Source organism: Enterobacter sp. 200527-13 (assembly GCF_027924865.1).
GTDB lineage: Bacteria > Pseudomonadota > Gammaproteobacteria > Enterobacterales > Enterobacteriaceae > Enterobacter > Enterobacter ludwigii.
This window is the reverse complement of sequence record NZ_BSCM01000006.1, coordinates 203,462-229,748: the sequence shown is the minus strand read 5'-3', so window position 1 is coordinate 229,748 and position 26,287 is coordinate 203,462. Positions and strand designations below refer to the sequence as shown.

Here is a 26,287-nt window from a genome sequence, read left to right as displayed (position 1 = left end):
GCGGGGGCCGGATTTGAACCGACGACCTTCGGGTTATGAGCCCGACGAGCTACCAGGCTGCTCCACCCCGCGTCCGTGGAAGCGCACTATACTCGGTTAGGTTTGTGATGCAACCCCTTTTTCACATAAATCATTAACTTTGTATGTAAATTGAACGGCGTTGCGATATTTGGACTATTTTTTGCTCAGAATTTGCCAAAGGGCATGTGATTCCGTTTCTTTAGAACAGTGGGTTTGTTATCTTCATCACGCGGTAATGGGCAACTTTAAGACGAGATATAATGAAAGGACGTTGGGCGAAGTATCTAATGACAGGGGCAATGGTAGCCATTCTTGCGGCCTGCTCTTCTAAACCGACCGATCGCGGTCAACAGTATAAAGACGGGAAGCTATCCCAGCCTTTCTCTTTAGTTAATCAACCTGATGCCGTTGGCGCACCGATCAACGCCGGAGACTTTTCCGAGCAGGTTTACCAGATCCGCAACGCGTCGCCACGTCTGTATGGCTCACAGAGCAGCGTTTATAACGCGGTACAGGACTGGCTACGCGCGGGCGGTGATACGCGCAATATGCGCCAGTTTGGTATCGACGCCTGGCAGATGGAAGGGGCGGATAACTATGGCAACGTCCAGTTTACCGGTTACTACACCCCGGTTATCCAGGCGCGACACACGCGTCAGGGCGAGTTCCAGTATCCCATTTACCGAATGCCGCCTAAACGCGGTCGTCTGCCGTCCCGCGCTGAGATCTACTCCGGTGCGCTGAGCGAAAACTACGTTCTGGCCTACAGCAACTCGCTGATGGACAACTTCATCATGGATGTTCAGGGCAGCGGCTATATCGACTTTGGCGATGGCTCCCCCCTGAACTTCTTTAGTTATTCCGGTAAAAACGGTCATGCCTATCGCAGCATTGGTAAAGTGCTGATCGACAGAGGCGAAGTGAAAAAAGAAGACATGTCGATGCAGGCGATCCGCGAGTGGGGTGAAAAACACAGCGAAGCCGAAGTGCGTGAGCTGCTGGAACAGAACCCGTCGTTTGTCTTCTTTAAACCGCAAAACTTTGCGCCAGTGAAAGGGGCGAGTGCCGTTCCACTGATTGGCCGCGCCTCGGTAGCTTCGGATCGTTCTATTATTCCTGCGGGCACCACGCTGCTGGCGGAAGTGCCTCTGCTGGATAACAACGGCAAATTTAACGGTCAGTACGAGCTACGTCTGATGGTCGCGCTGGATGTCGGCGGTGCGATTAAAGGTCAGCACTTCGATATTTATCAGGGCATTGGCCCGGATGCGGGGCACCGTGCAGGCTGGTATAACCACTATGGGCGCGTATGGGTGCTCAAGGCAGCCCCTGGCAGCGGTAACGTATTCAGCGGCTGATTGTGGTATTCTGAGTCGTACTGAATTAACAGAGAAGGGTGAGGAATAACCTCACCCTTTTGACATCTGAGGTTTTATGTCTGTAGTAATCAGCGATGCCTGGCGTCAGCGTTTTGGCGGCACGGCACGTCTATATGGTGAAAAAGCCCTGCAGCTGTTTGCGGATGCGCATGTCTGCGTCGTGGGGATTGGCGGTGTTGGCTCCTGGGCTGCGGAAGCGCTGGCGAGAACCGGCATTGGCGCGATCACGCTGATTGATATGGATGACGTTTGCGTCACCAACACCAACCGTCAAATCCATGCCCTGCGCGATAACGTCGGGCTGGCGAAATCTGAGGTGATGGCGGAGCGTATTCGCCTGATTAACCCGGAATGCCGCGTGACGGTGATCGATGACTTTGTGACGGCAGATAACGTCGCCGAATACATGAGTAAAGGCTACAGCTATGTCATCGACGCGATCGACAGCGTGCGTCCAAAAGCGGCGTTGATTGCCTGCTGTCGGCGTTACAAGGTTCCTCTGGTTACCACTGGGGGGGCTGGCGGGCAAATCGATCCCACGCAGATTCAGGTGGCCGATTTGGCAAAGACGATTCAGGACCCGCTGGCGGCCAAGCTGCGCGAGCGCTTAAAAAGCGATTTTAACGTCGTGAAAAACAGCAAAGGCAAGCTGGGCGTTGACTGTGTCTTTTCGACTGAAGCCCTGGTCTACCCGCAGGCTGACGGTTCGGTGTGTGCGATGAAAAGCACGGCGGAAGGGCCAAAAAGGATGGATTGTGCCTCAGGCTTCGGTGCGGCCACCATGGTGACCGCCTCTTTCGGCTTTGTAGCCGTCTCTCACGCCCTGAAGAAAATGATGGCGAAGGCGGAACGTCAGGCCTGAGCCTGACGCGCGGCATCCTGTACCGCCTCACTGAGAGCGACCAGGCCCTGACCGCGCGAGGCGCTGAGCTGCGCCCGTAGCCCCAGCTCATCGAACAATGCCAGCGGCGAGTGCGTCAGCAGCTCCGCCGCGCTTTTCCCTTCCACGGCGGTTAACAGTACCGCCAGCAGCCCGCGAACGATACGTCCTTCGCTGTCGCCAAAGAAATGCAGTTTTTCACCGGATACCGTGCATCCCAGCCAGACGCGGTTCTCGCAGCCGGAAATCTCTTTCGCCTGCGCTTTGCGTTCGTCTGACAGCGCCGGCAACTGCTTGCCGAGCAGGATCAACTGGCGATATTTATCTTCCCATTGCAACAGCGGGGCGAAAGTCTGTTTTAAGGTCTCTTCTGTGATGACCGTGCCAAACGGATGCTCGGCTAACGCTGAACTCGTCATTAATCCACCAGTATTTCAAGGGCGCGGTCAACGGCATCAACCAGCGCATCCACATCGCTTTGCGTATTATACGGCGCAAACGACGCACGCAGCGTACCGCTAACACCCAGCGCGGCCAGTAATGGCTGCGCGCAGTGCTGGCCGGCACGCAGGGCAATGCCATACCCGGCAAGCAGCGTAACCATATCGCTATGATGAACGCCGGCAAAATCAAAGGCCAGCAGGCTTGAGTCCTGCACGCGGAACGATCGAAAACCCGGACGTTTCTGTAGCGCCTCTTCTGCAAGCGTCGCCAGACCCCGGCTCCAGCGTTCTGCCTGAGCGATATCCGTTTCAGCCAGCCATTCAAGCGCGGCACTCAGGCCGATGACGCCTGCGACGTTCGGCGTTCCGGCTTCCAGACGGTAAGGGACATCCTGAGTTTTAAAGCCCTCAAAGGTCACCTCGGTGATCATTTTTCCTCCCCCAAGCCACGGCGTCATTTGCGCCAGCAGGGCCGGTTTTCCGTACAGCACCCCGATCCCGGTTGGGCCATACAGCTTATGTCCTGAGAAGGCATAGAAATCAATATCCAGCTTTTGTACATCAGCGGGGAAATGCACCACGCCTTGGGCACCGTCGACCATCACCACCATGTCGTTAGCGTGGGCCACGTCGATGGCCAGAGCCAGATCCGGGCAACCCCCTGTGACGTTCGACATTTGTCCAAGAGCCAGAATGCGGCTGCGGGGGGTAATGAACTCAGATAAGCGCGCTACGTCTGGCAGAAGATCTGCACCCAGCGGCAGTTTCACAATGCGCGCGCCCGTTTGCTCAGCCACCATCAGCCACGGAACCAGGTTGGCGTGATGTTCAGCCTCGCTGACAATAATTTCATCGCCAGGCTTTAGCCGCGGGCGCGCATAGCACTGGGCTACCATGTTAATGGCTTCAGTTGTGCCTCGCGTCCAGACGATGTTTTTCCCGCTTTCGGCGTTGATCAGGCGTGCGACCTGATCGCGCGCGGCTTCATAGCGCGCGGTTAATCGTTGTGCTTCGGCAAACTGGCTACGGTGCACGTTCCCGGCGCTCAGGCTGTAGAACTGCTGCGTCGCCTCAATGACTGCCTGAGGCTTAAGGGCGGTGGCAGCGCTATCAAGGTAAATACCGGCATCGGCCAGCGCCGGGAACTGTGCGCGAAACTGCGCGGGACTGAAAGCGTTCATGGAATTCCTCATCTCAATAGTGAGATCGTCGCGCAATTTCATCGGCAGGGCAAGGAGGTTGATATCTATCAGATTTGTCTGCTAATCCTTACTTATCCTGGCGACTCTGAAAAAGCAGGTTATGCTAAATAAGGTTAGGTGAATGTTTAAGCCTGTTATAAATCGATGTTTGAATAGCATTAATTGCTAAAGGAGAATAAGCATGAAAAAGACAGCCGCCATTATCTCTGCCTGTGCGTTGACCTTTGCCCTGAGCGCCTGTTCCGGTAACAACTACGTAATGCATACTAACGATGGCCGTTCTATCGTCTCTGAAGGGAAACCGACAACCGATAACGACACCGGTATGATTTCGTATAAAGATGCGAACGGGAACAAGCAGCAGATTAATCGCACTGACGTGAAGGAAATGAAAGAAATCGAGCATTAATCGATCGCAGGCGAAAAAAAAGCACCGCAAATTGGCGGTGCTACATTAATCACTATGGACAGACAGGGTAAATGTACAGGAAGTGAAAAATTGGTAGCGTTGCTACCGTGGTCTGAATCGCAGACCAATTGCAAACACAACAACACAACATCACAACCGTAAGCCAAAAGCCCTTCAGAACACGCATTCCGAAAAAAGCTCTTCGTTCCGGCTCAGGAAGTGCCGCCACTATAGGTATTTGCTGGTAGTTCCTCAACGGACAAATTATAATGGCTCAGATAAAAAAAACTAATAGGTTAAACATTGTTTCCTGTTTGTTAAATCTCGTTAACATCTAAGCCAGATAACCATGTCGAAGCGATTGCCACCCCTAAATGCATTACGTGTTTTTGATGCAGCAGCACGTCACCTGAGTTTCACGCGCGCAGCCGATGAGCTTTTTGTGACACAGGCCGCAGTAAGTCACCAAATCAAGTCTCTGGAGGATTTCCTGGGCCTTAAGCTGTTCCGTCGGCGCAACCGTTCGTTACTGTTGACCGAAGAGGGGCAGAGCTATTTTCAGGATATTAAAGAGATTTTTTCCCAGCTCACGGAAGCCACGCGCAAGCTGCAGGCCCGCAGTGCAAAAGGCGCGCTGACGGTAAGTTTATTACCCAGTTTTGCCATTCAGTGGCTGGTGCCAAGACTCACAAGCTTTAACTCAGCTTATCCGGGAATCGACGTTCGAATCCAGGCGGTGGACCGTCAGGAAGACAAGCTGGCCGATGATGTGGACGTCGCCATTTTTTATGGCCGCGGTAACTGGCCAGGCTTGCGTGTCGAAAAATTATACGCAGAATATCTGCTGCCGGTCTGTTCACCGCTGCTCTTAACGGGCGAAAAGGCGCTGAAGACCCCCGCTGACCTGGCGCGACATACGCTTTTACATGATGCTTCTCGCCGTGACTGGCAAACTTATACCCGTCAATTAGGTCTTAATCATATAAACGTGCAGCAGGGCCCCATTTTTAGCCACAGCGCAATGGTGTTACAGGCTGCCATTCACGGGCAAGGCGTGGCGTTGGCAAATAACGTCATGGCGCAGTCCGAAATTGAGGCAGGCCGTCTGGTTTGTCCATTTAATGATGTGCTGGTCAGCAAGAACGCGTTTTATCTGGTTTGTCATGACAGTCAGGCAGAACTGGGTAAAATAGCCGCTTTCCGACAGTGGATTCTGGCGAAAGCGGCGAGTGAGCAAGAAAAATTCCGCTTCAGGTATGAACAGTAACTTTTGTGTGCCGGGCACGCATCACTTTAGGATTTAAACATGACCAGCCGATTCATGCTGATTTTTGCCGCGGTGAGTGGCTTTATTTTTGTTGCACTGGGCGCCTTTGGCGCACATGTATTAAGCAAGTCGTTGGGGGCGGTAGAAATGGGCTGGATCCAGACCGGCCTTGAATACCAGGCATTCCACACGCTGGCGATTTTTGGCCTGGCGGTGGCAATGCAGCGCCGCATCAGCATCTGGTTTTACTGGAGCAGCGTATTCCTGGCGTTAGGCACCGTGTTGTTCAGCGGTAGTCTGTACTGCCTGGCGCTTTCGCATTTACGCCTGTGGGCGTTTGTTACACCTGTCGGCGGCGTCAGCTTCCTGGCAGGTTGGGTATTAATGTTTATCGGAGCCATCCGTCTGAAACGCAAGGGCGTTGTTCATGAATAAGGTTGTTTTATATTGTCGCCCGGGGTTTGAGAAAGAGTGCGCCGCGGAAATTACTGATAAAGCGGCGAAGCGCGAAGTCTTTGGCTTTGCACGCGTTAAAGATAATGCCGGCTACGTCGTATTCGAGTGCTATCAGCCTGAGGATGCGGATAAACTCGCGCGTGAGCTGCCGTTCAGCTCACTGATTTTCGCTCGCCAGATGTTTGTTGCCGGTGAACTGCTAAAAGATCTTCCGCCGGAAGACCGCATCACGCCGGTTGTGGGTATGCTGCAGGGCGTCGTGGAAAAGGGTGGCGAGCTGCGTGTTGAAGTCGCGGATACCAACGAAAGCAAAGAGCTGATGAAGTTCTGCCGTAAGTTCACCGTACCGCTGCGCGCTGCACTGCGTGACGCTGGCGTGCTGACAAACTACGAAACGCCAAAACGTCCGGTGGTGCATATATTCTTTATCGCCCCTGGCTGCTGTTACACGGGTTACTCCTACACCAATAACAACTCTCCCTTCTTCATGGGCATTCCGCGTCTGAAATTCCCTTCAGATGCGCCAAGCCGTTCGACCCTGAAGCTGGAAGAGGCGTTCCACGTATTTATCCCGGCGGATGAGTGGGATGAGCGTCTGGCGAACGGCATGTACGCGGTCGATCTCGGCGCGTGTCCGGGCGGCTGGACCTATCAACTGGTGAAACGCAACATGTGGGTCTCTTCGGTTGATAACGGCCCGATGGCCCAGAGCCTGATGGATACCGGACAGGTCACCTGGCTGCGTGAAGATGGTTTCCGCTATCGTCCCACCCGCAACAACATCTCCTGGATGGTGTGCGATATGGTTGAGAAGCCGGCAAAAGTGGCCGCGCTGATGGCCTCCTGGCTGGTGAACGGCTGGTGCCGTGAGACTATCTTTAACCTCAAGCTGCCGATGAAAAAGCGCTATGAGGAAGTCTCGCAAAACCTGGCCTATATCCAGGCGCAAATGGATGAGCACGGCATTAACGTGGAGATTCAGGCGCGCCAGCTGTATCACGACCGCGAAGAAGTAACGGTGCATATTCGTCGCTGGTGGGCCGCTGTTGGCGGACGTCGCGACGAGCGATAGTACGCGTTACATTGCCCGGTGGCGTTTTGCTTGCCGGGCGATTCATCTGAAAACGATTTAACGTTCTAAGCGCAACTGCTGCAAGTTCCCGTCCAGCTGTAAATCCGTCTGTAACGTCGCCACATCCCGGCAGATAAAGGCCATCTCTTTATGCGCCTCCAGCTTTTTGCGCCATTTTTCCGGGACCTCGTCCAGCCTGGCGTAAATCCCTTCCAGACTCTGAAAATCCGTCAGCAGTTGGGCGGCACTCTTCGGCCCGATGCCTGCCACTCCCGGAACCTTCGAGCTGCTTATTCCGGCCAGCCCCCAGTAGTCAGGAAGTTGTTCCGGCGAGACGCCAAACTCACTGGCGATAAAGGGGGCATCAAGCCAGCGCTTCTGGAAGTAATCGCGGATGCGGACGGTGGGCGAAAGCAGCTGGCAGTAGCCTTTATCGGTTGAGACGATGGTGGCCTGATGCCCGGCGTTCGCGACCTTGACGGCTAACGTGGCGGCCAGATCATCGGCTTCATTGGCATGGGCTCCCCAGCAGGGAACGCCGCGCTGTTCAAAGGCGGCGCGAATGGCCGGCATTTCGGCATGCAAATCGTCAGGCATTGGTGCGCGCCCGGCCTTGTAGTCGGGAAGGCGCTGGTGTCGCCAGCCGCTGTTACGCGCTTCGTCATCAAAAACGGCAACCACATGGGTCGGTTCGCTATGGCGGATAAGTTGCTCCAGCGCGTGCAGACACGTGTCCTTACAGGGCGTACCTTGCACCGCATGGATCCGGCGAATGAGGTTGAGCGCATCGACGATAAGCAAATGAACAGCCACAGATAATCTCCCTTCTGTTTAATGGGGGAAGGGTAACATTGTCAGCGGTGGGAAACTATGTGCGGCGGGGAAAACAGGAAGAAGCCTCGCAAAACGAGGCTTCCTGAAAGGCTTAATCGCAGGTCACGATCTTCATCGCCAGGCCGCCGCGAGATGTTTCGCGGTATTTGGCGTTCATATCTTTACCTGTTTCGTACATGGTTTCGATAACTTTATCGAGGCAAACGCGCGGTTCACTGGTCCGACGCAGCGCCATACGTGCGGCGTTGACCGCCTTCACGGAGGCGATGGCGTTACGCTCGATGCAAGGCACCTGTACCTGTCCGGCAACCGGGTCGCAGGTCAGTCCCAGGTTATGTTCCATGCCGATTTCAGCCGCAATACAGACCTGTGTCGGGCTTGCGCCCAGCAGTTCTGCCAGACCCGCCGCAGCCATGGAGCAGGCGACGCCAACTTCACCCTGACAGCCTACTTCTGCACCGGAAATGGAGGCGTTCATCTTGTACAGTGAACCAATCGCACTGGCGACCAGCAGGTAGCGTGCCAGCGAGTTGGCGTTCACTTCGCGGATAAACTTGTCGTAGTACGCCAGTACCGCCGGAACGATACCGCAGGCGCCGTTAGTCGGTGCTGTCACCACGCGGCCACCCGCAGCGTTCTCTTCGTTTACCGCCAGCGCGAACATATTGATCCAGTCAACGACCGCCATAGGGTCCGTGGTCGTTTTGTCGGTGCTCACGAGCATCCGACGCAGCGCTGCCGCACGGCGTGGTACGCGAAGCTTACCGGGCAGAACGCCTTCGGTAGTGATCCCGCGTTCGATACCGCCGCGCATGACTTCCCAGACGCTGGTGAAGTGCTGCTCCAGTTCCGCTTTGCTGTGCAGGGCCAGCTCGTTTTTCATCATCAGGCCGGAAAGGGAGAGACCCGTTTCCTGGCAGTGACGCTGAAGATCCGCCGCGGTTTTGTACGGATAAGGCACGTCAACGGAGGATGTGCTGGTTTCACCAAAGTGGTCTTCGTCGACGATAAACCCGCCGCCGATAGAGTAGTAAGTCTGGCTGTATACCGCTTTGTCGCCTGCCAGTGCGGTAATACGCATTCCGTTTTCGTGCAGTGACAGGTTGTCTGCATGGAAATTCATGCAATGATCAACCGGGAATTCCACTTCATGTTCGCCATTTGCCAGCAGCAGGCGACCGTGGGTATTGACGTCCTGGATGAAACCAGGGATCGCATCAATATCAACGGTATCCGGCAGGTTTCCTGCCAGGCCCATGATAATGGCGATATCGGTATGGTGGCCCTTACCTGTCAGGGAGAGAGAGCCGTATACATCGACAACCACGCGGGTTACGTCGTGCAAAATGCCGCGCGCAATCAAGTCATCCGTGAACTGCTTACCGGCTTTCATTGGTCCGACGGTGTGAGAGCTGGAAGGACCAATACCGATTTTGAAAATATCGAATACGCTAATCATGATGCGTCCATTGCTTTCAGTCAGAGGGGGAGGAGTGCGCCGTCCTGAGACGGCGCGGGTGATAATCAGAACATGGTGTACAGGGAGTAGAAGATTGCGGAGATAGCGATAAGCCCCATGATAACCACGAAGATATTGCTAATCTGACCGCTGTACTTGCGCATGGCAGGTACTTTCTGAATCGCGTACATCGGCATCAGGAACAGAATCATCGCGATAACCGGGCCGCCCAGGGTTTCAATCATGCCCAGGATGCTTGGGTTCAGCGTGGCAACTGCCCAGGTGGTGACCAGCATGAACAGCGCGGTCATCTTGTTCAGTTTGTTGACTTCAATGCTCTTGCCTTTACCGCGCAGAGATTTAATCACCATACCGTTGAAGCCTTCACGTGCGCCCAGGTAGTGGCCGAGGAAGGATTTGGTAATGGCGATGATCGCGATGATAGGGGCCATCCACGCGATGACCGGTGCGTTAAAGTGGTTCGCCAGGTAAGACAGAATGGTGATGTTCTGCTCTTTCGCTGCCGCCAGATCCGCCGGGGAGAGGCTCAGTACGCAGCTGAAGACGAAGAACATAACGGTCAGCACCATCATGATGTGTGCACGCGCCAGGATGCTGGAGCATTTCTTCTCTGCACCGTCGCCGTACTCTTCACGCTTCGCCACGGCGAAGGAGGAGATGATCGGTGAGTGGTTAAAGGAGAATACCATCACCGGGATCGCCAGCCACAGGGTCATCAGCAGGCCGTTACCGGTTGCAGATGCGCTGCTCAGGGAGAGCGTTTCCAGCGCGGCACCGTGCCACTGTGGAATCAGATACAGCGCCAGTACCATCAGTGCAGCCACAAACGGGAACACCAGGATGCTCATCGCTTTCACGATCATCTGCTCACCGAAACGGACAATGGTCATCATGCCCACAATCAGGATCAGAGACAGAATGGCACGCGGTGGTGGCGTCATGTGCAGCTGGTGCAGCATGAAGCTTTCAACGGTGTTAGTGATTGCAACGCTGTAAACCAGCAAAATAGGGTAAATCGCGAAGAAGTAGAGCAGGGTAATCAGTTTACCTGCGCCCACGCCGAAATGTTCTTCAACGACTTCAGTAATGTCTTCGCCAGGATTTTTACCGGACAGCACGAAGCGGGTCAGGCCGCGGTGCGCAAAGTAGGTCATCGGGAAGGCAATGATAGCCATGATGATCAGCGGAATCAGACCGCCGACGCCTGCGTTAATAGGAAGGAACAATACACCAGCGCCGATAGCTGTGCCGTAAAGGCCAAGCATCCACATGGTATCTGATTTGCGCCAACCACTTCGGGATTCAATCGAAGCAACGGTGCTGGTTTGAGTGGTTTCCATCTGTATCTCCTGGAGGAAGCAAATTGTCAGGTTTGTAGTCAAATCCGATGAAAAAGTGCCTGACGGTAATATGAAATTCGTTCAGTGACGGTTTTTTAATAATTTTCGCCCGTAACTATTGGCGGGCGGAAAGATACATTCTCGTTATGAATCTATCAGTGATCCCGATCCCAATTGCAATAATCCACTTTTGATGTGGGCATCTTTAGACCATTTATCTATTAAAAAAACATCGAATAGGATTTACGGGCGCGAAGGCTACCATCAACAACATGTGAGCTAAAAGAGCACCCGCGAAGATAGGTGTCTTACGCTGTAAAGAAATGGGTTTTTAGGATTTTCTGGCAGGTAATTTAGTTTAAGGCTGATAATTTACGGTTGTAAAAACGAGGTAATCGTTTGCGTGGCGTCAGAGTTTGTAAAAGGTATAAGCAATATCTATGAGTTGTTTCGGTAATAAAAAAGCCGGGCCCCACAGCATCGTGGCCCGGCTTTTATCAGGAGAGTGAAAATGTTACGTGCAGATTTCGTAGCAAGGAATGTACGCTGACCCGGGTAGCTTCATGCGGTGCTGGGCAACAAAGCCCTGCAGCATGTCATCCATGCGGCGCATCATTTCGCGATCGCCATGAATCTTATACGGACCATACTTCTCGATAGCACGGATACCCATCTCTTTCACGTTACCCGCCACGATGCCGGAGAAGGCGCGTCGCAGGTCGGCTGCCAGGACTTCTACCGGCTGGTCCGGATACAGTTTCAGGTTGGCCATGTTTTCGTGCGAGGGTTCGAACGGGATCTGCAGGTCCGGCGCGATGCGGATTGACCAGTTAAAGCTGTAGGCATCTCCGGTGTCGCGACGGTTCTCTTTAACCAGCGGCATCGCTTTTTTCATCTGACGCGCCACTTCTGCCGCATCGTCAATGATGATGCGATAGTGACGACGCGCGGTTTCCCCCAGCGTATGCACGATAAACTCGTCCAGTACGCGGAAGTAGTCAGCGCTCTCTTTCGGCCCGGTCAGGATCAACGGCAGAACCTGATCTTTGTTAGCCGGGTTCATCAGAATACCCAGCAAGTAGAGCAGTTCTTCTGCGGTTCCCACGCCGCCCGGGAAGATGATTATCCCGTGGGCGATACGGACAAACGCCTCAAGGCGTTTCTCGATATCCGGCATAATAATCAGTTCGTTAACCAGCGGGTTAGGTGGCTCAGCGGCGATGATCGACGGCTCGGTCATGCCGATAAAGCGCCCTTCTTTGTAACGCTGCTGAGCGTGTCCCACTGCCGCGCCTTTCATTGGCGCTTCCATCGCCCCGGGACCACAGCCGGTACAGATATTCAGCTCACGCAGGCCGAGCTGGTTTCCCACCCGACGGGCATAAAGATATTCGGTTTCGTTAATCGAGTGACCACCCCAGCAGACGACCATATTAGGGGCTTCGCCCACGTGCAGGGCGCGGGCGTTACGTAAAATGGAGAACACCAGATTGGTGATATGTACCGAGCTTTCCAGGTCGAGATGCTGGAAGCGGCCTGCGTTGTGGATCTGCCCGTTAACAAACAGGATGTCACGCAGTACGGCAAACAGGTTGGCCTGAAGGGAGCGAATGATGCGCCCGTCCACAAAGGCCTCTTCCGGCGGGTTGATCACTTCAAGTTTCACGCCACGCTCGCGGCGCAGCACGTTGATATCAAAGCTTTCGAAGCGGGACAGCAGCTCTTTACTGTTGTCGGTCAGGCTTCCGGAGTTCAGTACGGCAAGTGAACAGTTACGAAACAATTGATAAAGATCGCTGCTGGCCGTGCGTTTAAGCATGTCCACTTCCAGCTGCGACAACATATCCATTGAGCCAAGAGGGCTAATATGTGTAATCAAGTGAGCTCCTTACGGGACGATTATCGTCTTTCCCTGTTGATTACAATAGCCCTGGCTTACGACGTTTCACAACCTAAAGCGCGGAATAGACCGCGCATATTGCGAAAATATTTAGGTTACTGGCGTACAAGACGGCCGGTGGCAGGCACAAAGTCCGTGTTGGTGCGCCATGGATTGATATCCAGACCACCACGGCGGGTGTAGCGCGCATAAACGCTTAACGTTTCGGGATGACAGAAACGCTGAATATCATTAAAGATGCGCTCCACGCACTGCTCGTGGAATTCGTTGTGGTGGCGGAACGACACCAGGTAGCGCAGCAGTTTTTCCCGGTCAATCTTCGGACCGCGATACTGGATCTGCACGGAGCCCCAGTCCGGCTGATGGGTGATCAGGCAGTTGGATTTCAGTAAATGACTGACCAGCGTCTCTTCAACGGTCTTTCCGCTTGCCGCATTTTCGAGGTAATCGGTACTGAATTCGTAATTATCCACTGCGATATCCTGATCATCGATGCAGGTGCCGTTGAAGTGGGCAACAGGCTGCCCTTCCAGCTCATTCAGACGATAGAGTGACACGCTCACCTTGCCCTGTGCGCAGGCGCTTAAATCCCGCTCCAGGGTATGCTGAACCTCTTCCTGACTGTCAAATTTGGTCTGGTTAAAGCTGTTGAGATAGAGCTTAAAGCTTTTGGATTCCACCAGGTTCTGGCTGGCATAATCCAGTTCAACATGGCCCACTGCGACCTGCGGCAGACCGCGGGCGTTGAGCCAGGAAAGCTCATACAGCGTCCAGATATCACCGCCAACAAACGGCAGCGCGTCAGCGTGCAGGCCCAGAGGATCGCGATTCAGACTGCGCGGTACGCCCTGCAGCAGGCTTGCATCGTAGGTGTCGCGGTAATCGGTCGATTTACCCAGCGTTAAGCCCGTTAACGCCTGATGATTTTCGTAAGACATGTTTCATAGCCACTTTACAGGTACACTTATGGGCTGAGTTTATCCTGTCTTACAAGAAGAGAGAAATCGGTGGACATCGAAACTGCAAATGCCCTCACTGCCTTCACGACCCGCTATTGCGATGCATGGCATGAAACGCACGGCACTTGGCCGCAAAGCACTGACTTATATGGTGTACCTTCGCCGTGTATTATCTCTTCTCCGGATGATTACGTTATCTGGCAACCGCAATCCCCGACGGGTGAGCAAAATGTAAATGCGGTTGAACGGGCAATGGACATTGTGGTACAACCAGCGGTTCACGCGTTTTATACCACGCAATTTGCAGGGGATATGCCTGCGCGATTTGCTGATATCACGCTGACGCTGTTGCAGACCTGGAGTGAAGACGATCTGCAGCGTGTTCAGGAAAACCTGATTGGTCATCTGGTCACGCAAAAACGCCTTAAGCTTTCTCCGACGCTCTTTATTGCCACGCTGGACAGTGAACTGGACGTTATCTCAGTCTGCAACCTGTCTGGTGAAGTGGTTAAAGAGACCATCGGTACCCGCAATCGCGAGACTCTCGCCCCCTCACTTGCGGAATTCCTCACCCGACTTGAGCCACTTCTGTAATCCACGATGCCATCGCGCGTGTGAGAGATCTCTTACAGAGTTGTGAGAGATCGCTGGATCATTCAGTATTGCCTTATTTAATTAAGATTAACATTACTCTATTTTTCAATACGTTAATGAGATATCGCCGCGTCCAGGGGGGCACGGGACGGCTTACAGCGCTGCCAGCATGGGTTGTAAGACGAAGCAGAATAGCGGATTCTAGTTGTGTCGACAGGATGCCGACACGAGAAACGAACATCAGGATGATGGCGTTTCTCACCAGGAACACGTCAGGATGACGCTGCAGGAAGGCTTCAGGATGAAGCAAAAGGATCGCGCAGGATGCGTAAGGGACACCTCCAGGAAGGGAGAATGAGAGCCGGTCAGGATGGTCGGTGGGTCAGGATGGCCAGGACGTTTCAGGATGAAACAAACACATCAGGACGATGTGAGCAGGATGCATAAGGTGAAGGATGACCAGGCCTTCGGGCTTCAGGAAAAGTTGTCACGGATGAGCAGGGAGCACGAATTGTAGCTGGATTGCTGCGGAACGAACCGGGAGCACTGTTTTTACAGTGCTCCCTTTTTTTATTTCTGTCTCCTGCAATGCTATGCTGCGCGCCGTTCACTTTTTCAGTTGAGGTTACTATGACGCAACACGATAGCGTTCGTGCCCGGTTGCACGCCATCGAGGCATTATTGCGCCAACATCAGCTGTGGCAGGAGACCGCGCCGCAGCCAGAAGCCTTCGCAAGCACTCAGCCGTTCTGTCTGGATACGCTGGCACCGTTCGAATGGCTCCAGTGGGTATTAATTCCGCGTATGCACGCGCTGCTCGACGGTGGCCACCCGCTGCCGCAGGCGTTCGCTGTTGCGCCTTACTATGAAATGGCGCTGGACGCGACCCACCCTGCGCGCGATGTCATGCTGATTGAGCTGGAAAAGCTGGATGCCGTGTTTGCCGGTGAAGATGCATGACGCTTGAGATCCTCTATCAGGATGAGTGGCTGGTCGCGGTAAACAAACCGTCTGGCTGGCTGGTGCACCGAAGCTGGCTGGACCGCGATGAAAAAGTGGTGGTGATGCAAACCGTGCGCGACCAGATTGGTCAGCACGTCTTTACGGCTCATCGTCTCGACAGGCCAACCTCCGGTGTGTTGCTGATGGGGCTTTCCAGCGAAGCGGGCCGCCTGCTGTCGCAGCAGTTTGAACAGCACCAGATCCAGAAACGCTACCACGCGATCGTTCGTGGCTGGCTGACGGAGAGCGCCACGCTCGATTATCCGCTGGTGGAAGAGCTGGACAAAATTGCCGATAAATTTGCCCGCGATGACAAAGGCCCGCAGCCCGCCGTGACGGATTACCGCGGCATGGCGACCACGGAAATGCCGGTGGCAACCAGCAAGTTTCCGACCACCCGCTACAGTCTGGTTGAGCTGTTGCCCAAAACCGGGCGCAAACACCAGCTCCGCCGTCACCTGAAACATCTGCGTCATCCGATTATTGGTGACAGCAAGCACGGCGATTTGCGCCAGAACCGCAGTGCTGCCGAACATTTTGGCTGCGACCGTCTGATGCTGCATGCCAGTGAACTGAGCCTGACGCACCCGTTTACCGGCGAACCGCTGACTCTCCATGCGGGGCTGGACAACGTCTGGATGCATGCCCTGTCACAGTTTGGCTGGCTGGGGCAACTCCCCGAAAATGAAAGGGTTGAGTTTGTATCGGGCAACGTTCAGGATGAACAGCACGCGCAATAATCAAGGAAATACATCATGGCTGAAGTGGGCATTTTTGTCGGCACAATGTACGGCAACTCGCTGCTGGTAGCAGAAGAGGCTGAGGCGATACTCGCAGGTCAGGGCCATAAAGCCACGGTCTATGAAGACCCGGAACTGGCAGACTGGGAAAAGTACAAAGATAAATACATTCTGGTGGTTACCTCCACTACCGGGCAGGGCGATCTGCCGGACAGCATCGTGCCGCTTTTCCAGGCAATCAAGGATCAGCTTGGCTATCAGCCGGATGTTCACTACGGCATCATTGCTCTGGGCGACAGTTCTTACGCCAATTTCTGCGGCGGTGGTAAGCAGTTCGATGCGCTTTTGCAGGAACAGAGCGCGCAACGCGTCGGTGAGATGCTGCTGATTGATGCCGGTGAACACCCTGAGCCAGAGAGTGAATCGAACCCGTGGGTTGAACACTGGGCAACGCTGCTTAAATAACGCTCTGGCCGGGCAGCCCTTCGCATACCCGGGCCCCCGTGCCCACGTGGCGCGAGCGCAAACACAAAACGGTAACGTCGGTTACCGTTTTGCTTTTCTCCCGCCTTCCGGCGAATTCCGTGAACTACCTTCCACTGCTTTGGGCTTATGCCCCAAACAACTTCTCATTGACCCCTCAATGTTGTGTTCATGCACGGTGAGGGACAGAGGCACTTCTCCCTATACTTTTCCGGTCAGTCATCAAAAAGGCAGTGCGCACTATAAAACGGCATCAAGCCGTACCAAAACTGCCAAATACTAACCCTCATTCTGGTTACCCTACCGGTGCTGTACAGAATGAACTGGCGAGAGCCTGGATTCAGGAGTGCAACAATGAGTACATTAAGCCACGCGGCGAGCAGCGCTGAGAAGCGCACAAATGCGCGCTACTGGATAGTGGTGATGCTGTTTATCGTCACATCCTTTAACTATGGTGACCGTGCCACGCTGTCGATTGCCGGTTCTGAAATGGCAAAAGACATCGGTCTTGATCCGGTTGGCATGGGCTACGTTTTCTCCGCATTTTCATGGGCCTACGTTATCGGCCAAATTCCTGGCGGCTGGCTGCTTGATCGTTTTGGCTCCAAACGCGTCTATTTCTGGTCCATCTTCATCTGGTCGGCATTTACCCTGTTGCAGGGCTTCGTCGATGTGTTCAACGGATTTGGCATCATCGTTGCGCTCTTCACCCTGCGCTTCCTGGTGGGCTTAGCCGAAGCACCTTCCTTCCCCGGTAACAGCCGTATTGTGGCGGCGTGGTTCCCGGCGCAGGAGAGGGGAACGGCGGTGGCAATTTTTAACTCTGCGCAATACTTTGCTACGGTGATCTTTGCACCGATTATGGGCTGGCTGACGCATGAAGTGGGCTGGTCACATGTCTTCTTCTTTATGGGTGGGCTTGGGATCATCATTAGCTTCGTCTGGCTGAAAGTGATCCACGAACCGAACCAGCATCCCGGCGTGAATAAAAAAGAGCTGGAATACATTGCTGAAGGCGGGGCGCTGATCAACATGGATCAGAAATCGGCAAAAGCAAAAGTGCCGTTCAGCCAGAAATGGGCGCAGATCAAACAGCTCGTCGGCTCGCGCATGATGATCGGCATCTATCTGGGCCAGTATTGCATTAACGCCTTAACTTACTTCTTCATCACCTGGTTCCCGGTTTACCTGGTGCAGGCGCGCGGGATGTCGATCCTGAAAGCGGGCTTTGTGGCGTCAGTCCCGGCTATCTGCGGTTTTGTAGGGGGTGTGCTGGGGGGCGTGATTTCCGACTGGCTGATGCGTCGTACAGGCTCTTTGAATATCGCGCGTAAAACGCCGATTGTGCTCGGCATGCTGCTCTCCATGACCATGGTGTTCTGTAACTACGTCAGCGCTGAGTGGATGATTATTGGCTTTATGGCGATGGCCTTCTTCGGTAAAGGGATCGGTGCCCTCGGCTGGGCGGTCATGGCGGATACCGCACCGAAAGAGATCAGCGGCCTGAGCGGTGGACTGTTCAACATGTTTGGCAACATCTCCGGGATTGTGACCCCCATTGCCATCGGCTACATCGTGGGAACTACCGGCTCCTTCAACGGCGCGCTGATTTACGTTGGCGTACACGCGCTGGTGGCGGTCCTGAGCTACCTGGTTCTGGTGGGTGATATCAAGCGCGTGGAACTTAAACCTGTAGTGGAGCGCGGCTGATGACGACTCAATCAAGCCCGGTGATTACCGACATGAAGGTCATACCGGTGGCCGGACAGGACAGTATGCTGCTCAACATCGGTGGCGCACATAACGCCTGGTTTACCCGTAATATCGTGGTGCTGACGGACTCCGCGGGCCACACCGGCGTTGGGGAAGCGCCGGGTGGCGAGGTTATCCACCAGACGCTGGTAGACGCCATTCCGCTGGTCGTCGGGAAGGAGGTCGCTCGCCTCAATAACGTGGTGCAGCGGGTGCATAAGGGCAATCAGTCGGCAGACTTTGACACGTTCGGTAAAGGCGCCTGGACGTTCGAACTGCGCGTCAACGCTGTCGCCGCGCTAGAGGCTGCGCTGCTTGATTTACTGGGTAAGGCGCTGAAGGTCCCGGTCTGCGAACTGCTGGGGCCAGGAAAACAGCGCGACGCGGTGACGGTGCTCGGTTATCTGTTTTACGTTGGCGATCGCAACAAAACCGACCTGCCTTATCTGGCGCATTCCCCTGGCGACCACGAGTGGTATCACCTGCGTCACCAGGAGGCGCTTTCCGGTGAGGCGGTGGTTCGGCTGGCGGAAGCCGCGCAGGATCGCTACGGATTTAAAGATTTCAAGCTGAAAGGCGGCGTATTGCCCGGCGAGCAGGAGATTGAAACTGCCCGCGCGCTCAAAAAACGCTTCCCGGATGCGCGCATCACGGTGGATCCGAACGGTGCATGGCTGCTGGATGAGGCCATTGCCTTATGCAAAGGGCTGGACGACGTGTTGACCTACGCGGAGGACCCGTGCGGGGCCGAGCAGGGCTTCTCCGGTCGTGAAGTGATGGCGGAATTCCGGCGTGCCACCGGTCTGCCGGTGGCCACCAATATGATCGCCACCAACTGGCGTGAAATGGGCCACGCGGTGATGCTGAACGCGGTCGATATTCCGCTGGCGGACCCGCATTTCTGGACACTCTCAGGTGCCGTTCGCGTCGCACAGCTCTGCGACGACTGGGGACTGACCTGGGGTTGTCACTCCAACAACCATTTCGACATTTCGCTGGCGATGTTTACGCACGTTGGCGCGGCGGCTCCGGGCAACCCGACCGCCATTGATACCCACTGGATTTGGCAGGAGGGAGAAGCCCGCCTGACGAAAGAACCGCTGGTAATCAAAAATGGCAAGATTGCCGTACCAGATGCACCGGGGCTGGGCGTTGAGCTTGACTGGGATCAGGTTCATCACGCGCATGAGGCGTATAAAAAACTGCCAGGCGGCGCGCGTAACGACGCGGGGCCGATGCAGTACCTGATCCCCGGCTGGACATTTGATCGTAAGCGCCCTGTTTTTGGACGTCACTGATAAAAGGATTGAACGATGAGTACTTTTACTACCCCTGTAGTCACTTCCATGCAGATCATTCCGGTCGCCGGCCATGACAGCATGTTGATGAACCTGAGCGGAGCGCATGCGCCGTTTTTCACCCGTAATATTGTCATTATCAACGATAACTCCGGGCATACCGGCGTGGGTGAAATCCCCGGTGGTGAGAAGATCCGCAAAACGCTGGAAGAGGCCGCTCCGCTGGTGGTGGGAAAAACGCTGGGCGAATATAAAAATATCCTCAATACCGTGCGAAGCACCTTCGCTGACCGTGATGCCGGCGGTCGTGGTCTGCAAACCTTCGACCTGCGAACCACCATTCACGTGGTCACCGGTATCGAAGCCGCGATGCTGGATCTGCTGGGCCAACACCTGGGCGTTAACGTTGCGTCGCTGCTGGGCGAAGGCCAGCAGCGCAGTGAAGTGGAAATGCTGGGCTATCTGTTCTTCGTTGGCGACCGCACGCTGACGCCGCTGCCGTACCAGAACCAGGCGGATGAAAAATGTGACTGGTACCGACTCCGCCACGAAGAAGCGATGACCCCGGATGCGGTGGTGCGCCTGGCGGAAGCCGCGTACGAAAAATATGGCTTCAACGATTTCAAACTGAAGGGCGGCGTGCTTGCGGGTGAACAGGAGGCGGAAGCCATTACCGCACTGGCAAAACGTTTCCCGCAGGCGCGCGTCACGCTAGACCCAAACGGTGCCTGGTCTCTGGATGAAGCTATCCGCATTGGTAAACAACTGAAAGGCGTGCTGGCGTACGCGGAAGATCCGTGCGGGGCTGAGCAGGGCTTCTCGGGCCGTGAAGTGATGGCGGAATTCCGTCGCGCCACCGGTTTACCCACCGCGACCAATATGATTGCCACCGACTGGCGTCAGATGGGGCACACCCTGTCGTTACAGTCTGTCGATATTCCGCTGGCAGACCCCCACTTCTGGACGATGCAGGGGTCGGTGCGTGTGGCACAGATGTGCCATGAATTTGGCCTGACCTGGGGCTCGCACTCCAATAACCACTTTGATGTCTCGCTGGCGATGTTCACCCACGTGGCCGCTGCTGCACCGGGCACGATCACCGCTATCGATACCCACTGGATCTGGCAGGAAGGTAATCAGCGTCTGACCAGAGAGCCGTTTGAGATCAAAGGAGGCATGGTGCAGGTGCCAACCACGCCGGGTCTGGGCATTGAGCTGGATATGGATCAGGTGATGAAAGCCCACGAGCTGTATCAAAAACATGGTCTGGGGGCACGCGACGATGCGATGGCCATGCAATATTTGATACCTGACTGGAAATTCGACAATAAACGTCCGTGCATGGTACGATAAACGCATTGGGACCGCTCCCATGAGCGGTCGTTTACGTGGTGTATGCTTAACGTAATGACTATGCGTAAGGATGGCTTATGAAGATTGTTATCGCACCGGATTCGTATAAGGAAAGCCTGAGTGCCCTTGAGGTAGCCACCGCGATTGAGCAGGGTTTTCGCGAGATTTTCCCCGCAGCTGACTTTGTGAAATTGCCGGTCGCCGATGGTGGAGAAGGTACCGTAGAAGCTATGGTGGCGGCGACGCAGGGGCGCATTGTCCATGCCTCTGTCTCAGGCCCGCTGGGTGAGCCTGTGGACGGGTTCTATGGCATCTCGGGTGACGAACAGAGCGCGTTTATTGAAATGGCGGCGGCAAGCGGTCTGGAGCTGGTCGCGCCTTCGCAACGCAATCCCCTTCTTACCACCTCCTGGGGGACCGGCGAGCTTATCCGGCACGCGCTGGATGCGGGCGTTAAGCATATTATTATTGGTATTGGCGGCAGTGCCACCAATGACGGCGGTGCCGGCATGGTGCAGGCGCTGGGGGTAAAGCTGCTGGATACCAACGAGCAGCCCCTTGGACAGGGGGGCGGCGAACTGGCAAAACTGGCCCGTATCGACCTGAGCGGGCTGGATAACCGTCTGGCGGAGTGCCGGATTGAAGTCGCCTGTGACGTCACTAATCCGCTCACCGGCGACGAAGGGGCATCCGCGGTCTTTGGCCCGCAAAAAGGCGCCACGCCGGAGATGATTGTGACCCTGGATAACGCCCTGGCGCATTACGCGCAGGTCATTGCCCGGGATCTGGATATCGACGTCATCAACCTTGCTGGCGGCGGTGCGGCGGGTGGGATGGGGGCGGCACTCTACGCTTTCTGCGGTGCGCAGCTTCGTCAGGGGATTGAGATTGTCACCGATGCGCTGCATCTGGCAGAGCAGGTGGCTAACGCCGATCTGGTGATTACGGGAGAAGGGCGCATTGACAGCCAGACGATCCACGGGAAAGTGCCGGTGGGCGTCGCGAAGGTGGCTAAACGCTTTAATAAACCGGTCATCGGTATTGCGGGTAGCCTGACGGCGGATGTCGGGGTGGTACATAATCACGGCATCGACGCGGTATTCAGCGTGATTTATACCATCTGTTCGCTGGAGGACGCGCTGGAAAATGCCAGCGACAATGTGCGGATGGCCGCACGCAATATCGCTGCAGTGCTGAAAGTGGGGCAGGCGTTCAGGCTCTGAACGGCGGGCAATCCTGTTTGCCCTCTCCCGACGGGAGAGGGCAACGCTAGTTACCTAACACCTTCATGGCTTCCCGCGTCACATTATCCATCTCGTCCAGCAGCTCCAGAAATTCCGGTTCAAGATCTGTTTCCGGCGTGCCCGCGCGAAGCTGTTGCTCCAGCAGCTGGCAGAGATTCTTCAGCCGCGGCACACCGCTGTAGCCGCAGCTACCGTGCAGCTTATGAATGGCTTCCAGCAGATCTTCCGGGTTTTCACCCACCAGCTGCTCTTCGACCTTATTACGAATTTCTGGCAGAAACGCGACCAGCATTTGCAGCATATCGCGGGCCAAATCAGGCTTACCCGCCGCCTGGCGCAGCGCAAGCTGCCAGTCAAAAGTGGCGTTTTGATTGACGCTGATTTCCACCGGTTCGGACGATACCGTGTACGTTCCGCCGATATGCCCCGGCTTATAGCGTAACAGCAGGCTATGCAGCTTCTCTTCGTCGATAGGTTTGGCCAGATAATCATTCATTCCGGCGCTCAGCAGCTTCTCTTTCTGACCGGCCATCGCGTGGGCGGTGACCGCAATCACCGGCGTTTGCTGCTGATGCGGGAGCTGACGGATCAGCTCGCAGGCACGAATACCATCCATGCCGGGCATCTGAATATCCATCAGAATTAAATCGAACTGCATCTGTTTCGCATGCTCAACCGCCTGCGCACCGCTGGTACACAGCTCTACGTGCTGAACTTGATCTTCAAGCAACACGCCAATCAGCTTCAGGTTGGCCGGATTATCATCCACCGCCATTACGCTCATCGGCAATTTTTGTTCATCGTCAATCAGCGGCAGGGCGTGCTGGCTCAGACGGCAGTATTCCGTCAGTGCTGGCAGCAGGCGGGTCGCGGTAAGTGGCTTAAGCAGGCAGGCGGCGGCCCCGTCATTTTTTAACTCTTCTGCATTGATCTGGGCATGACACGGCAGGGCCAGCAGCAGGTAGTCGGTCATCGATGCGGCTTTCGCCAGCCGTTCCTGTTGCATGGTGAGCTCGCCGGTAAAGGTGACCGGGACCCCCAACAGCAGGATGTCGTAATGCTCCACGGCAAGCGCTGAGAAGGTAGGACTGTAGATCACCTCCAGCGGCGTGGTGCTTAAGATATCAAGCGTACACTGCGCCGCTGCGGCGTTCGGCTCAACGTAGGCAAGGCGCATTCCTTTCAGGCAATTGGTTACCGGACCGTCGGTCAGCACGTTCGGGTTAAGGTCCAGATTGATATGGAACCAGAACGTGGAGCCCCGGTTTGGCTGGCTGTGGAAAGAGATATCTCCCCCCATCTCCTTAACCAGTTTCTGTGTGATAACCAGACCCAGCCCCGTGCCGCCATGGCGTCTGGAAATACTCGCATCGGCCTGACGAAACGCCTGGAACAGACGGGACTGATCCCGCTCCGGAATACCGATGCCGGTATCGCGGATCTGAACTTCAATCTGAACCTTGTTATTACTGATGGAGCGCTTTTCCACCAGAATATCAATGTTGCCGCTTTCGGTGAATTTGATGGCGTTACCGACAAGGTTTGTAATCACCTGCTGCAGGCGCAGCGGGTCGCCAATGACGTTATCCGGCACGTCATTTTTAATGTTGAGCGTCAGCTCCAGGCCTTTATCGTGCGACGAGTGTGCGAGCAGCGTCACCACTTCATCGAGCGTGCTGCGCAGCGGGAACGGGATGCTCTCCAGGATCAGCTTGCCGGCTTCCAGCTTGGAGAAGTCCAGCACGTCGTTGATGATCGCCAGCAGGTTGTTGGCCGAGCGCTCAATGGTGTGCAGATGATCGCGCTGGGTTGGGTTCAGCTCGCTTTTTAGCGTCAGACGGGTAAAGCCAATCACGCCATTGAGCGGCGTACGCAGCTCGTGGGACATATTCGCGAGGAACTCGGATTTGATACGTGCGGCTTCCTGCGCGCGTTTTTTCGCCAGATCCAGCTCAACGTTCTGAATCTCCATCTGCTCCAGGGTTTCGCGCAGGTCAGAGGTCGCCTGGTCGACGTTGTGCTGCATCTCTTCGTGATACGCTGCCAGCGACATCGCCATCGAGTTAATGCCGTTTTTGAGCATATCGAGCTCGCCCAGCATAAACCCTTCCACCCGGCTGTCGAGCTGGCCCCGGCGAATGCGGTCGACGGTGTTAACCATGTTGCGAATGGGCCCCGTCACGTCACGCATCAGGCGCCAGCCGAAGATAAGTGCAATCCCGATACAGAACAGCATCATAACGCCGGAGATGAAAATTTCTTTGTACTGCTGCAGACGCACCGACTTGAGATCCAGCTCCAGCGCCACATATCCGAGCATATTGTCGCTGGATTTGGCGTCAGATTGGGCGGATTCATCGGGTGAATAGCTTTCCGAAATAATCGGGGTGCGCAGGATCATGATATCGCCGCGTCGCAGCACGGTGAGGTGGCGCGGGAAGGGCGTACCGTCAGGAATTTTCAGGGCCGCTGGATCCAGATGAAAATTCGAGGTGACAAAGAGGCGGTTATGCTCGTCGTAAACGGAGATGGCACGCACGATATCCGAATGACGGCGGTGCAGCACGCTGATTAACTGACCTATCGATTCGCGGTTTTGCAGATTCATCCCATACTCACTGGAGACGGCCAGCGGTTCGATAATGCTGGCACCGGCATCTTCCAGTTGCCGCTGCAAATCGTTATAGCGGTGCACCACAAAAAAGATACTCAGCAGCAAACCGATGAGAACGGTGGGGGCGAGGATCAAAATCATCATGCGCGCGCGCAGGCTGTAGTTGGTCATGGCGTTCCGTTATGGGACAATTAGGATAATTATGTTTATGTGAGAAAAATCTCGGCGATGGCGCAATTCTACTCTGCAAAGCGACGCGTGACGACGCGTCAGATCATAACTGTTGAAGCCACTGACCTCGATCCCTTTGGCCAGGGGGTTGCGCGTCATAATGGTAAGACACTGTTTATAACAGGTTTACTGCCAACAGAACGAGCAGAAATTACGCTGACGGAAGATAAACGCCAGTTTGCACGCGGGCAGGTTAAGCAGCGTCATAACGATAGCCCGGACCGCGTGAAGCCTCGCTGTCCGCATTTTGGCGTCTGCGGTGGCTGCCAGCAACAGCATGTCAGCACAGAATTACAGCAAAAAAGTAAAAGCAGCGCCCTGGCCCGCCTGCTTAAGCACGACGTCAACGAGATCATCGCCGACCAGCCCTGGGGCTATCGTCGTCGCGCGCGTTTGAGCCTGAGCTATCAGCCAAAAACTGAGCGGCTGGAGATGGGGTTTCGCAAAGCCAGCTCCAGCGATATCGTCGATATCAGGCAGTGCCCCATTTTGGTGCCCCGTCTTGAAGCATTGCTTCCTGACGTGCACGCCTGCCTCTGCGGACTGGACGGCGTTCGTCACCTCGGGCACGTCGAACTGGTCATGGCCAACAATGGCCCGCTGATTGTGCTGCGCCACACCGCGCCGCTGTCGACAAAAGATCGCGAAAAACTGGAACGCTTTTCGCATTCCCACGAGCTGGCGCTTTTCCTTGCCCCCCAAAGCGAGATACTTGAGCAACTGACAGGCGAAGCGCCCTGGTATGCGTCAAACGGGCTACGCTTAACGTTCAGCCCGCGCGATTTCATTCAGGTAAATGATGGCGTCAATCAGCAAATGATTGAGAAAGCGCTGATATGGCTGGATGTGCAGAAGAGCGATCGGGTACTTGACCTGTTCTGCGGAATGGGCAATTTCACGCTGCCTTTGGCCCGGCAGGCGGCAAGCGTTGTGGGTGTCGAAGGCGTTGAGGCGCTGGTGGCTAAAGGGCAGGAGAACGCACGACAGAACGGCTTGCAAAATGTGACATTCTTTCACCAAAATCTTGAGGAAGATGTGACACCGCAGCCGTGGGCGACGCAGGGGTTTGACAAAATTCTTCTCGACCCGGCGCGCGCAGGTGCACCGGGTGTAATGCAACATATAATTAAACTCGCGCCCAGGCGCGTGGTCTATGTTTCCTGTAACCCGGCAACGCTTGCCCGAGACAGTGAGGCATTAATCCGTGCGGGTTACCAGATTCAGCGTCTGGCAATGCTGGACATGTTCCCGCACACTGGGCATCTGGAATCGATGGTGTTGTTTGAGCACATCTAATTAGTTTGGCTTGTCGACTTCGACAGGCCCTGGTCCCT

23 protein-coding genes are annotated in these 26,287 nt (G+C 55.1%); 15 read left to right on the top strand and 8 right to left on the bottom strand.

The window, feature by feature from the left end; translation table 11 throughout:
* Nucleotides 1-281 precede the first annotated feature (281 nt).
* Complete coding sequence (gene mltA, locus QMG44_RS18840; RefSeq protein ID WP_025203349.1) at nucleotides 282-1,379, top strand: murein transglycosylase A; 1,098 nt, start codon at nucleotides 282-284, stop codon at nucleotides 1,377-1,379.
* A 76-nt stretch (nucleotides 1,380-1,455) separates the two neighbouring features.
* Nucleotides 1,456-2,262, top strand: coding sequence for a tRNA cyclic N6-threonylcarbamoyladenosine(37) synthase TcdA (gene tcdA, locus QMG44_RS18835; protein ID WP_281853230.1), 807 nt, complete (start codon nucleotides 1,456-1,458; stop codon nucleotides 2,260-2,262).
* Here tcdA and csdE read toward each other — a convergent pair.
* The gene (csdE, locus tag QMG44_RS18830) at nucleotides 2,253-2,699 is read right to left on the bottom strand and encodes a cysteine desulfurase sulfur acceptor subunit CsdE (RefSeq protein ID WP_014171435.1); all 447 of its coding nucleotides are present in this window, start codon (nucleotides 2,697-2,699) and stop codon (nucleotides 2,253-2,255) included. The genes tcdA and csdE overlap by 10 nt on opposite strands.
* Nucleotides 2,699-3,904 (bottom strand): cysteine desulfurase CsdA, encoded by a 1,206-nt coding sequence (gene csdA, locus QMG44_RS18825; RefSeq protein ID WP_020883790.1) that lies wholly within the window; start codon nucleotides 3,902-3,904, stop codon nucleotides 2,699-2,701. Before csdA ends, csdE begins: the two co-directional genes overlap by 1 nt.
* 202 nt (nucleotides 3,905-4,106) lie before the next feature.
* Here csdA and QMG44_RS18820 point away from each other — a divergent pair, with 202 nt between their 5' ends.
* The 4 genes from QMG44_RS18820 (at nucleotide 4,107) to rlmM (ending at nucleotide 7,129) form a co-directional block, all read left to right on the top strand.
* On the top strand, nucleotides 4,107-4,334 hold the full coding sequence (locus tag QMG44_RS18820) for a YgdI/YgdR family lipoprotein (protein WP_003862759.1): 228 nt from the start codon (nucleotides 4,107-4,109) through the stop codon (nucleotides 4,332-4,334).
* A gap of 349 nt (nucleotides 4,335-4,683) precedes the next feature.
* On the top strand, nucleotides 4,684-5,601 hold the full coding sequence (gene gcvA, locus QMG44_RS18815; RefSeq protein ID WP_014171433.1) for a glycine cleavage system transcriptional regulator GcvA: 918 nt from the start codon (nucleotides 4,684-4,686) through the stop codon (nucleotides 5,599-5,601).
* A gap of 39 nt (nucleotides 5,602-5,640) precedes the next feature.
* Nucleotides 5,641-6,036: a DUF423 domain-containing protein gene (locus tag QMG44_RS18810; RefSeq protein WP_008499646.1), complete on the top strand. Its 396-nt coding sequence runs from the start codon at nucleotides 5,641-5,643 to the stop codon at nucleotides 6,034-6,036.
* Entirely contained in the window at nucleotides 6,029-7,129 is a 1,101-nt protein-coding gene (rlmM, locus tag QMG44_RS18805) for a 23S rRNA (cytidine(2498)-2'-O)-methyltransferase RlmM (RefSeq protein ID WP_025203351.1), read from the top strand. Before QMG44_RS18810 ends, rlmM begins: the two co-directional genes overlap by 8 nt.
* A gap of 57 nt (nucleotides 7,130-7,186) precedes the next feature.
* Here rlmM and xni read toward each other — a convergent pair whose 3' ends face one another.
* The 5 genes from xni to queF form a co-directional block, all read right to left on the bottom strand.
* The gene (gene xni, locus QMG44_RS18800) at nucleotides 7,187-7,942 is read right to left on the bottom strand and encodes a flap endonuclease Xni (protein ID WP_047743551.1); all 756 of its coding nucleotides are present in this window, start codon (nucleotides 7,940-7,942) and stop codon (nucleotides 7,187-7,189) included.
* 112 nt (nucleotides 7,943-8,054) lie between these two features.
* Nucleotides 8,055-9,422, bottom strand: coding sequence for an L-serine ammonia-lyase (locus tag QMG44_RS18795; protein ID WP_020883793.1), 1,368 nt, complete (start codon nucleotides 9,420-9,422; stop codon nucleotides 8,055-8,057).
* Between the two features lie 65 nt (nucleotides 9,423-9,487).
* Nucleotides 9,488-10,783: an HAAAP family serine/threonine permease gene (locus QMG44_RS18790; protein WP_020883794.1), complete on the bottom strand. Its 1,296-nt coding sequence runs from the start codon at nucleotides 10,781-10,783 to the stop codon at nucleotides 9,488-9,490.
* Between the two features lie 514 nt (nucleotides 10,784-11,297).
* Nucleotides 11,298-12,662: a nucleotide 5'-monophosphate nucleosidase PpnN gene (ppnN, locus tag QMG44_RS18785; protein ID WP_014171428.1), complete on the bottom strand. Its 1,365-nt coding sequence runs from the start codon at nucleotides 12,660-12,662 to the stop codon at nucleotides 11,298-11,300.
* 116 nt (nucleotides 12,663-12,778) lie between these two features.
* Nucleotides 12,779-13,621, bottom strand: a complete 843-nt coding sequence (gene queF, locus QMG44_RS18780; RefSeq protein WP_086532157.1) for an NADPH-dependent 7-cyano-7-deazaguanine reductase QueF — start codon at nucleotides 13,619-13,621, stop codon at nucleotides 12,779-12,781.
* Between the two features lie 69 nt (nucleotides 13,622-13,690).
* Here queF and syd point away from each other — a divergent pair, with 69 nt between their 5' ends.
* From syd to QMG44_RS18740, 8 genes are all read left to right on the top strand, one after another.
* Entirely contained in the window at nucleotides 13,691-14,236 is a 546-nt protein-coding gene (syd, locus tag QMG44_RS18775) for a SecY-interacting protein (RefSeq protein ID WP_040018897.1), read from the top strand.
* Nucleotides 14,237-14,866: 630 nt separating this feature from the next.
* Nucleotides 14,867-15,196, top strand: coding sequence for a YqcC family protein (locus QMG44_RS18770; protein WP_032678877.1), 330 nt, complete (start codon nucleotides 14,867-14,869; stop codon nucleotides 15,194-15,196).
* Nucleotides 15,193-15,978: a tRNA pseudouridine(65) synthase TruC gene (gene truC, locus QMG44_RS18765; RefSeq protein ID WP_063214011.1), complete on the top strand. Its 786-nt coding sequence runs from the start codon at nucleotides 15,193-15,195 to the stop codon at nucleotides 15,976-15,978. Before QMG44_RS18770 ends, truC begins: the two co-directional genes overlap by 4 nt.
* Before the next feature lie 15 nt (nucleotides 15,979-15,993).
* Nucleotides 15,994-16,443: a flavodoxin gene (locus QMG44_RS18760; protein ID WP_014171421.1), complete on the top strand. Its 450-nt coding sequence runs from the start codon at nucleotides 15,994-15,996 to the stop codon at nucleotides 16,441-16,443.
* Nucleotides 16,444-16,815: 372 nt separating this feature from the next.
* On the top strand, nucleotides 16,816-18,171 hold the full coding sequence (locus tag QMG44_RS18755) for an MFS transporter (protein ID WP_020883799.1): 1,356 nt from the start codon (nucleotides 16,816-16,818) through the stop codon (nucleotides 18,169-18,171).
* Nucleotides 18,171-19,511 (top strand): enolase C-terminal domain-like protein, encoded by a 1,341-nt coding sequence (locus tag QMG44_RS18750; RefSeq protein ID WP_025203355.1) that lies wholly within the window; start codon nucleotides 18,171-18,173, stop codon nucleotides 19,509-19,511. Before QMG44_RS18755 ends, QMG44_RS18750 begins: the two co-directional genes overlap by 1 nt.
* A gap of 15 nt (nucleotides 19,512-19,526) precedes the next feature.
* Nucleotides 19,527-20,864 (top strand): glucarate dehydratase, encoded by a 1,338-nt coding sequence (gudD, locus tag QMG44_RS18745; RefSeq protein ID WP_059306448.1) that lies wholly within the window; start codon nucleotides 19,527-19,529, stop codon nucleotides 20,862-20,864.
* A gap of 77 nt (nucleotides 20,865-20,941) precedes the next feature.
* Nucleotides 20,942-22,087, top strand: coding sequence for a glycerate kinase (locus QMG44_RS18740; protein ID WP_025203356.1), 1,146 nt, complete (start codon nucleotides 20,942-20,944; stop codon nucleotides 22,085-22,087).
* Nucleotides 22,088-22,133: 46 nt separating this feature from the next.
* Here the strand turns inward: QMG44_RS18740 and barA are convergent, their stop codons facing one another.
* The gene (gene barA / locus QMG44_RS18735) at nucleotides 22,134-24,893 is read right to left on the bottom strand and encodes a two-component sensor histidine kinase BarA (protein WP_032678874.1); all 2,760 of its coding nucleotides are present in this window, start codon (nucleotides 24,891-24,893) and stop codon (nucleotides 22,134-22,136) included.
* A gap of 57 nt (nucleotides 24,894-24,950) precedes the next feature.
* Between barA and rlmD the strand changes: the two genes are divergently transcribed.
* Nucleotides 24,951-26,249 carry a 23S rRNA (uracil(1939)-C(5))-methyltransferase RlmD gene (rlmD, locus tag QMG44_RS18730; RefSeq protein WP_086532158.1) on the top strand — a complete coding sequence of 433 codons (1,299 nt, stop codon included), beginning with the start codon at nucleotides 24,951-24,953 and terminating at the stop codon, nucleotides 26,247-26,249.
* Nucleotides 26,250-26,287: the final 38 nt, after the last annotated feature.

Excerpts from the sequence above, each read along its gene's own strand:
- mltA (WP_025203349.1), top strand. The coding sequence starts at position 282 with ATGAAAGGACGTTGGGCGAAGTATCTAATGACAGGGGCAATGGTAGCC.
- tcdA (WP_281853230.1), top strand. The coding sequence starts at position 1,456 with ATGTCTGTAGTAATCAGCGATGCCTGGCGTCAGCGTTTTGGCGGCACG.
- csdE (WP_014171435.1), bottom strand. The coding sequence starts at position 2,699 with ATGACGAGTTCAGCGTTAGCCGAGCATCCGTTTGGCACGGTCATCACA.
- csdA (WP_020883790.1), bottom strand. The coding sequence starts at position 3,904 with ATGAACGCTTTCAGTCCCGCGCAGTTTCGCGCACAGTTCCCGGCGCTG.
- QMG44_RS18820 (WP_003862759.1), top strand. The coding sequence starts at position 4,107 with ATGAAAAAGACAGCCGCCATTATCTCTGCCTGTGCGTTGACCTTTGCC.
- gcvA (WP_014171433.1), top strand. The coding sequence starts at position 4,684 with ATGTCGAAGCGATTGCCACCCCTAAATGCATTACGTGTTTTTGATGCA.
- QMG44_RS18810 (WP_008499646.1), top strand. The coding sequence starts at position 5,641 with ATGACCAGCCGATTCATGCTGATTTTTGCCGCGGTGAGTGGCTTTATT.
- rlmM (WP_025203351.1), top strand. The coding sequence starts at position 6,029 with ATGAATAAGGTTGTTTTATATTGTCGCCCGGGGTTTGAGAAAGAGTGC.
- QMG44_RS18795 (WP_020883793.1), bottom strand. The coding sequence starts at position 9,422 with ATGATTAGCGTATTCGATATTTTCAAAATCGGTATTGGTCCTTCCAGC.
- QMG44_RS18790 (WP_020883794.1), bottom strand. The coding sequence starts at position 10,783 with ATGGAAACCACTCAAACCAGCACCGTTGCTTCGATTGAATCCCGAAGT.
- queF (WP_086532157.1), bottom strand. The coding sequence starts at position 13,621 with ATGTCTTACGAAAATCATCAGGCGTTAACGGGCTTAACGCTGGGTAAA.
- QMG44_RS18770 (WP_032678877.1), top strand. The coding sequence starts at position 14,867 with ATGACGCAACACGATAGCGTTCGTGCCCGGTTGCACGCCATCGAGGCA.
- truC (WP_063214011.1), top strand. The coding sequence starts at position 15,193 with ATGACGCTTGAGATCCTCTATCAGGATGAGTGGCTGGTCGCGGTAAAC.
- QMG44_RS18760 (WP_014171421.1), top strand. The coding sequence starts at position 15,994 with ATGGCTGAAGTGGGCATTTTTGTCGGCACAATGTACGGCAACTCGCTG.
- QMG44_RS18755 (WP_020883799.1), top strand. The coding sequence starts at position 16,816 with ATGAGTACATTAAGCCACGCGGCGAGCAGCGCTGAGAAGCGCACAAAT.
- QMG44_RS18750 (WP_025203355.1), top strand. The coding sequence starts at position 18,171 with ATGACGACTCAATCAAGCCCGGTGATTACCGACATGAAGGTCATACCG.
- gudD (WP_059306448.1), top strand. The coding sequence starts at position 19,527 with ATGAGTACTTTTACTACCCCTGTAGTCACTTCCATGCAGATCATTCCG.
- QMG44_RS18740 (WP_025203356.1), top strand. The coding sequence starts at position 20,942 with ATGAAGATTGTTATCGCACCGGATTCGTATAAGGAAAGCCTGAGTGCC.
- barA (WP_032678874.1), bottom strand. The coding sequence starts at position 24,893 with ATGACCAACTACAGCCTGCGCGCGCGCATGATGATTTTGATCCTCGCC.
- rlmD (WP_086532158.1), top strand. The coding sequence starts at position 24,951 with ATGGCGCAATTCTACTCTGCAAAGCGACGCGTGACGACGCGTCAGATC.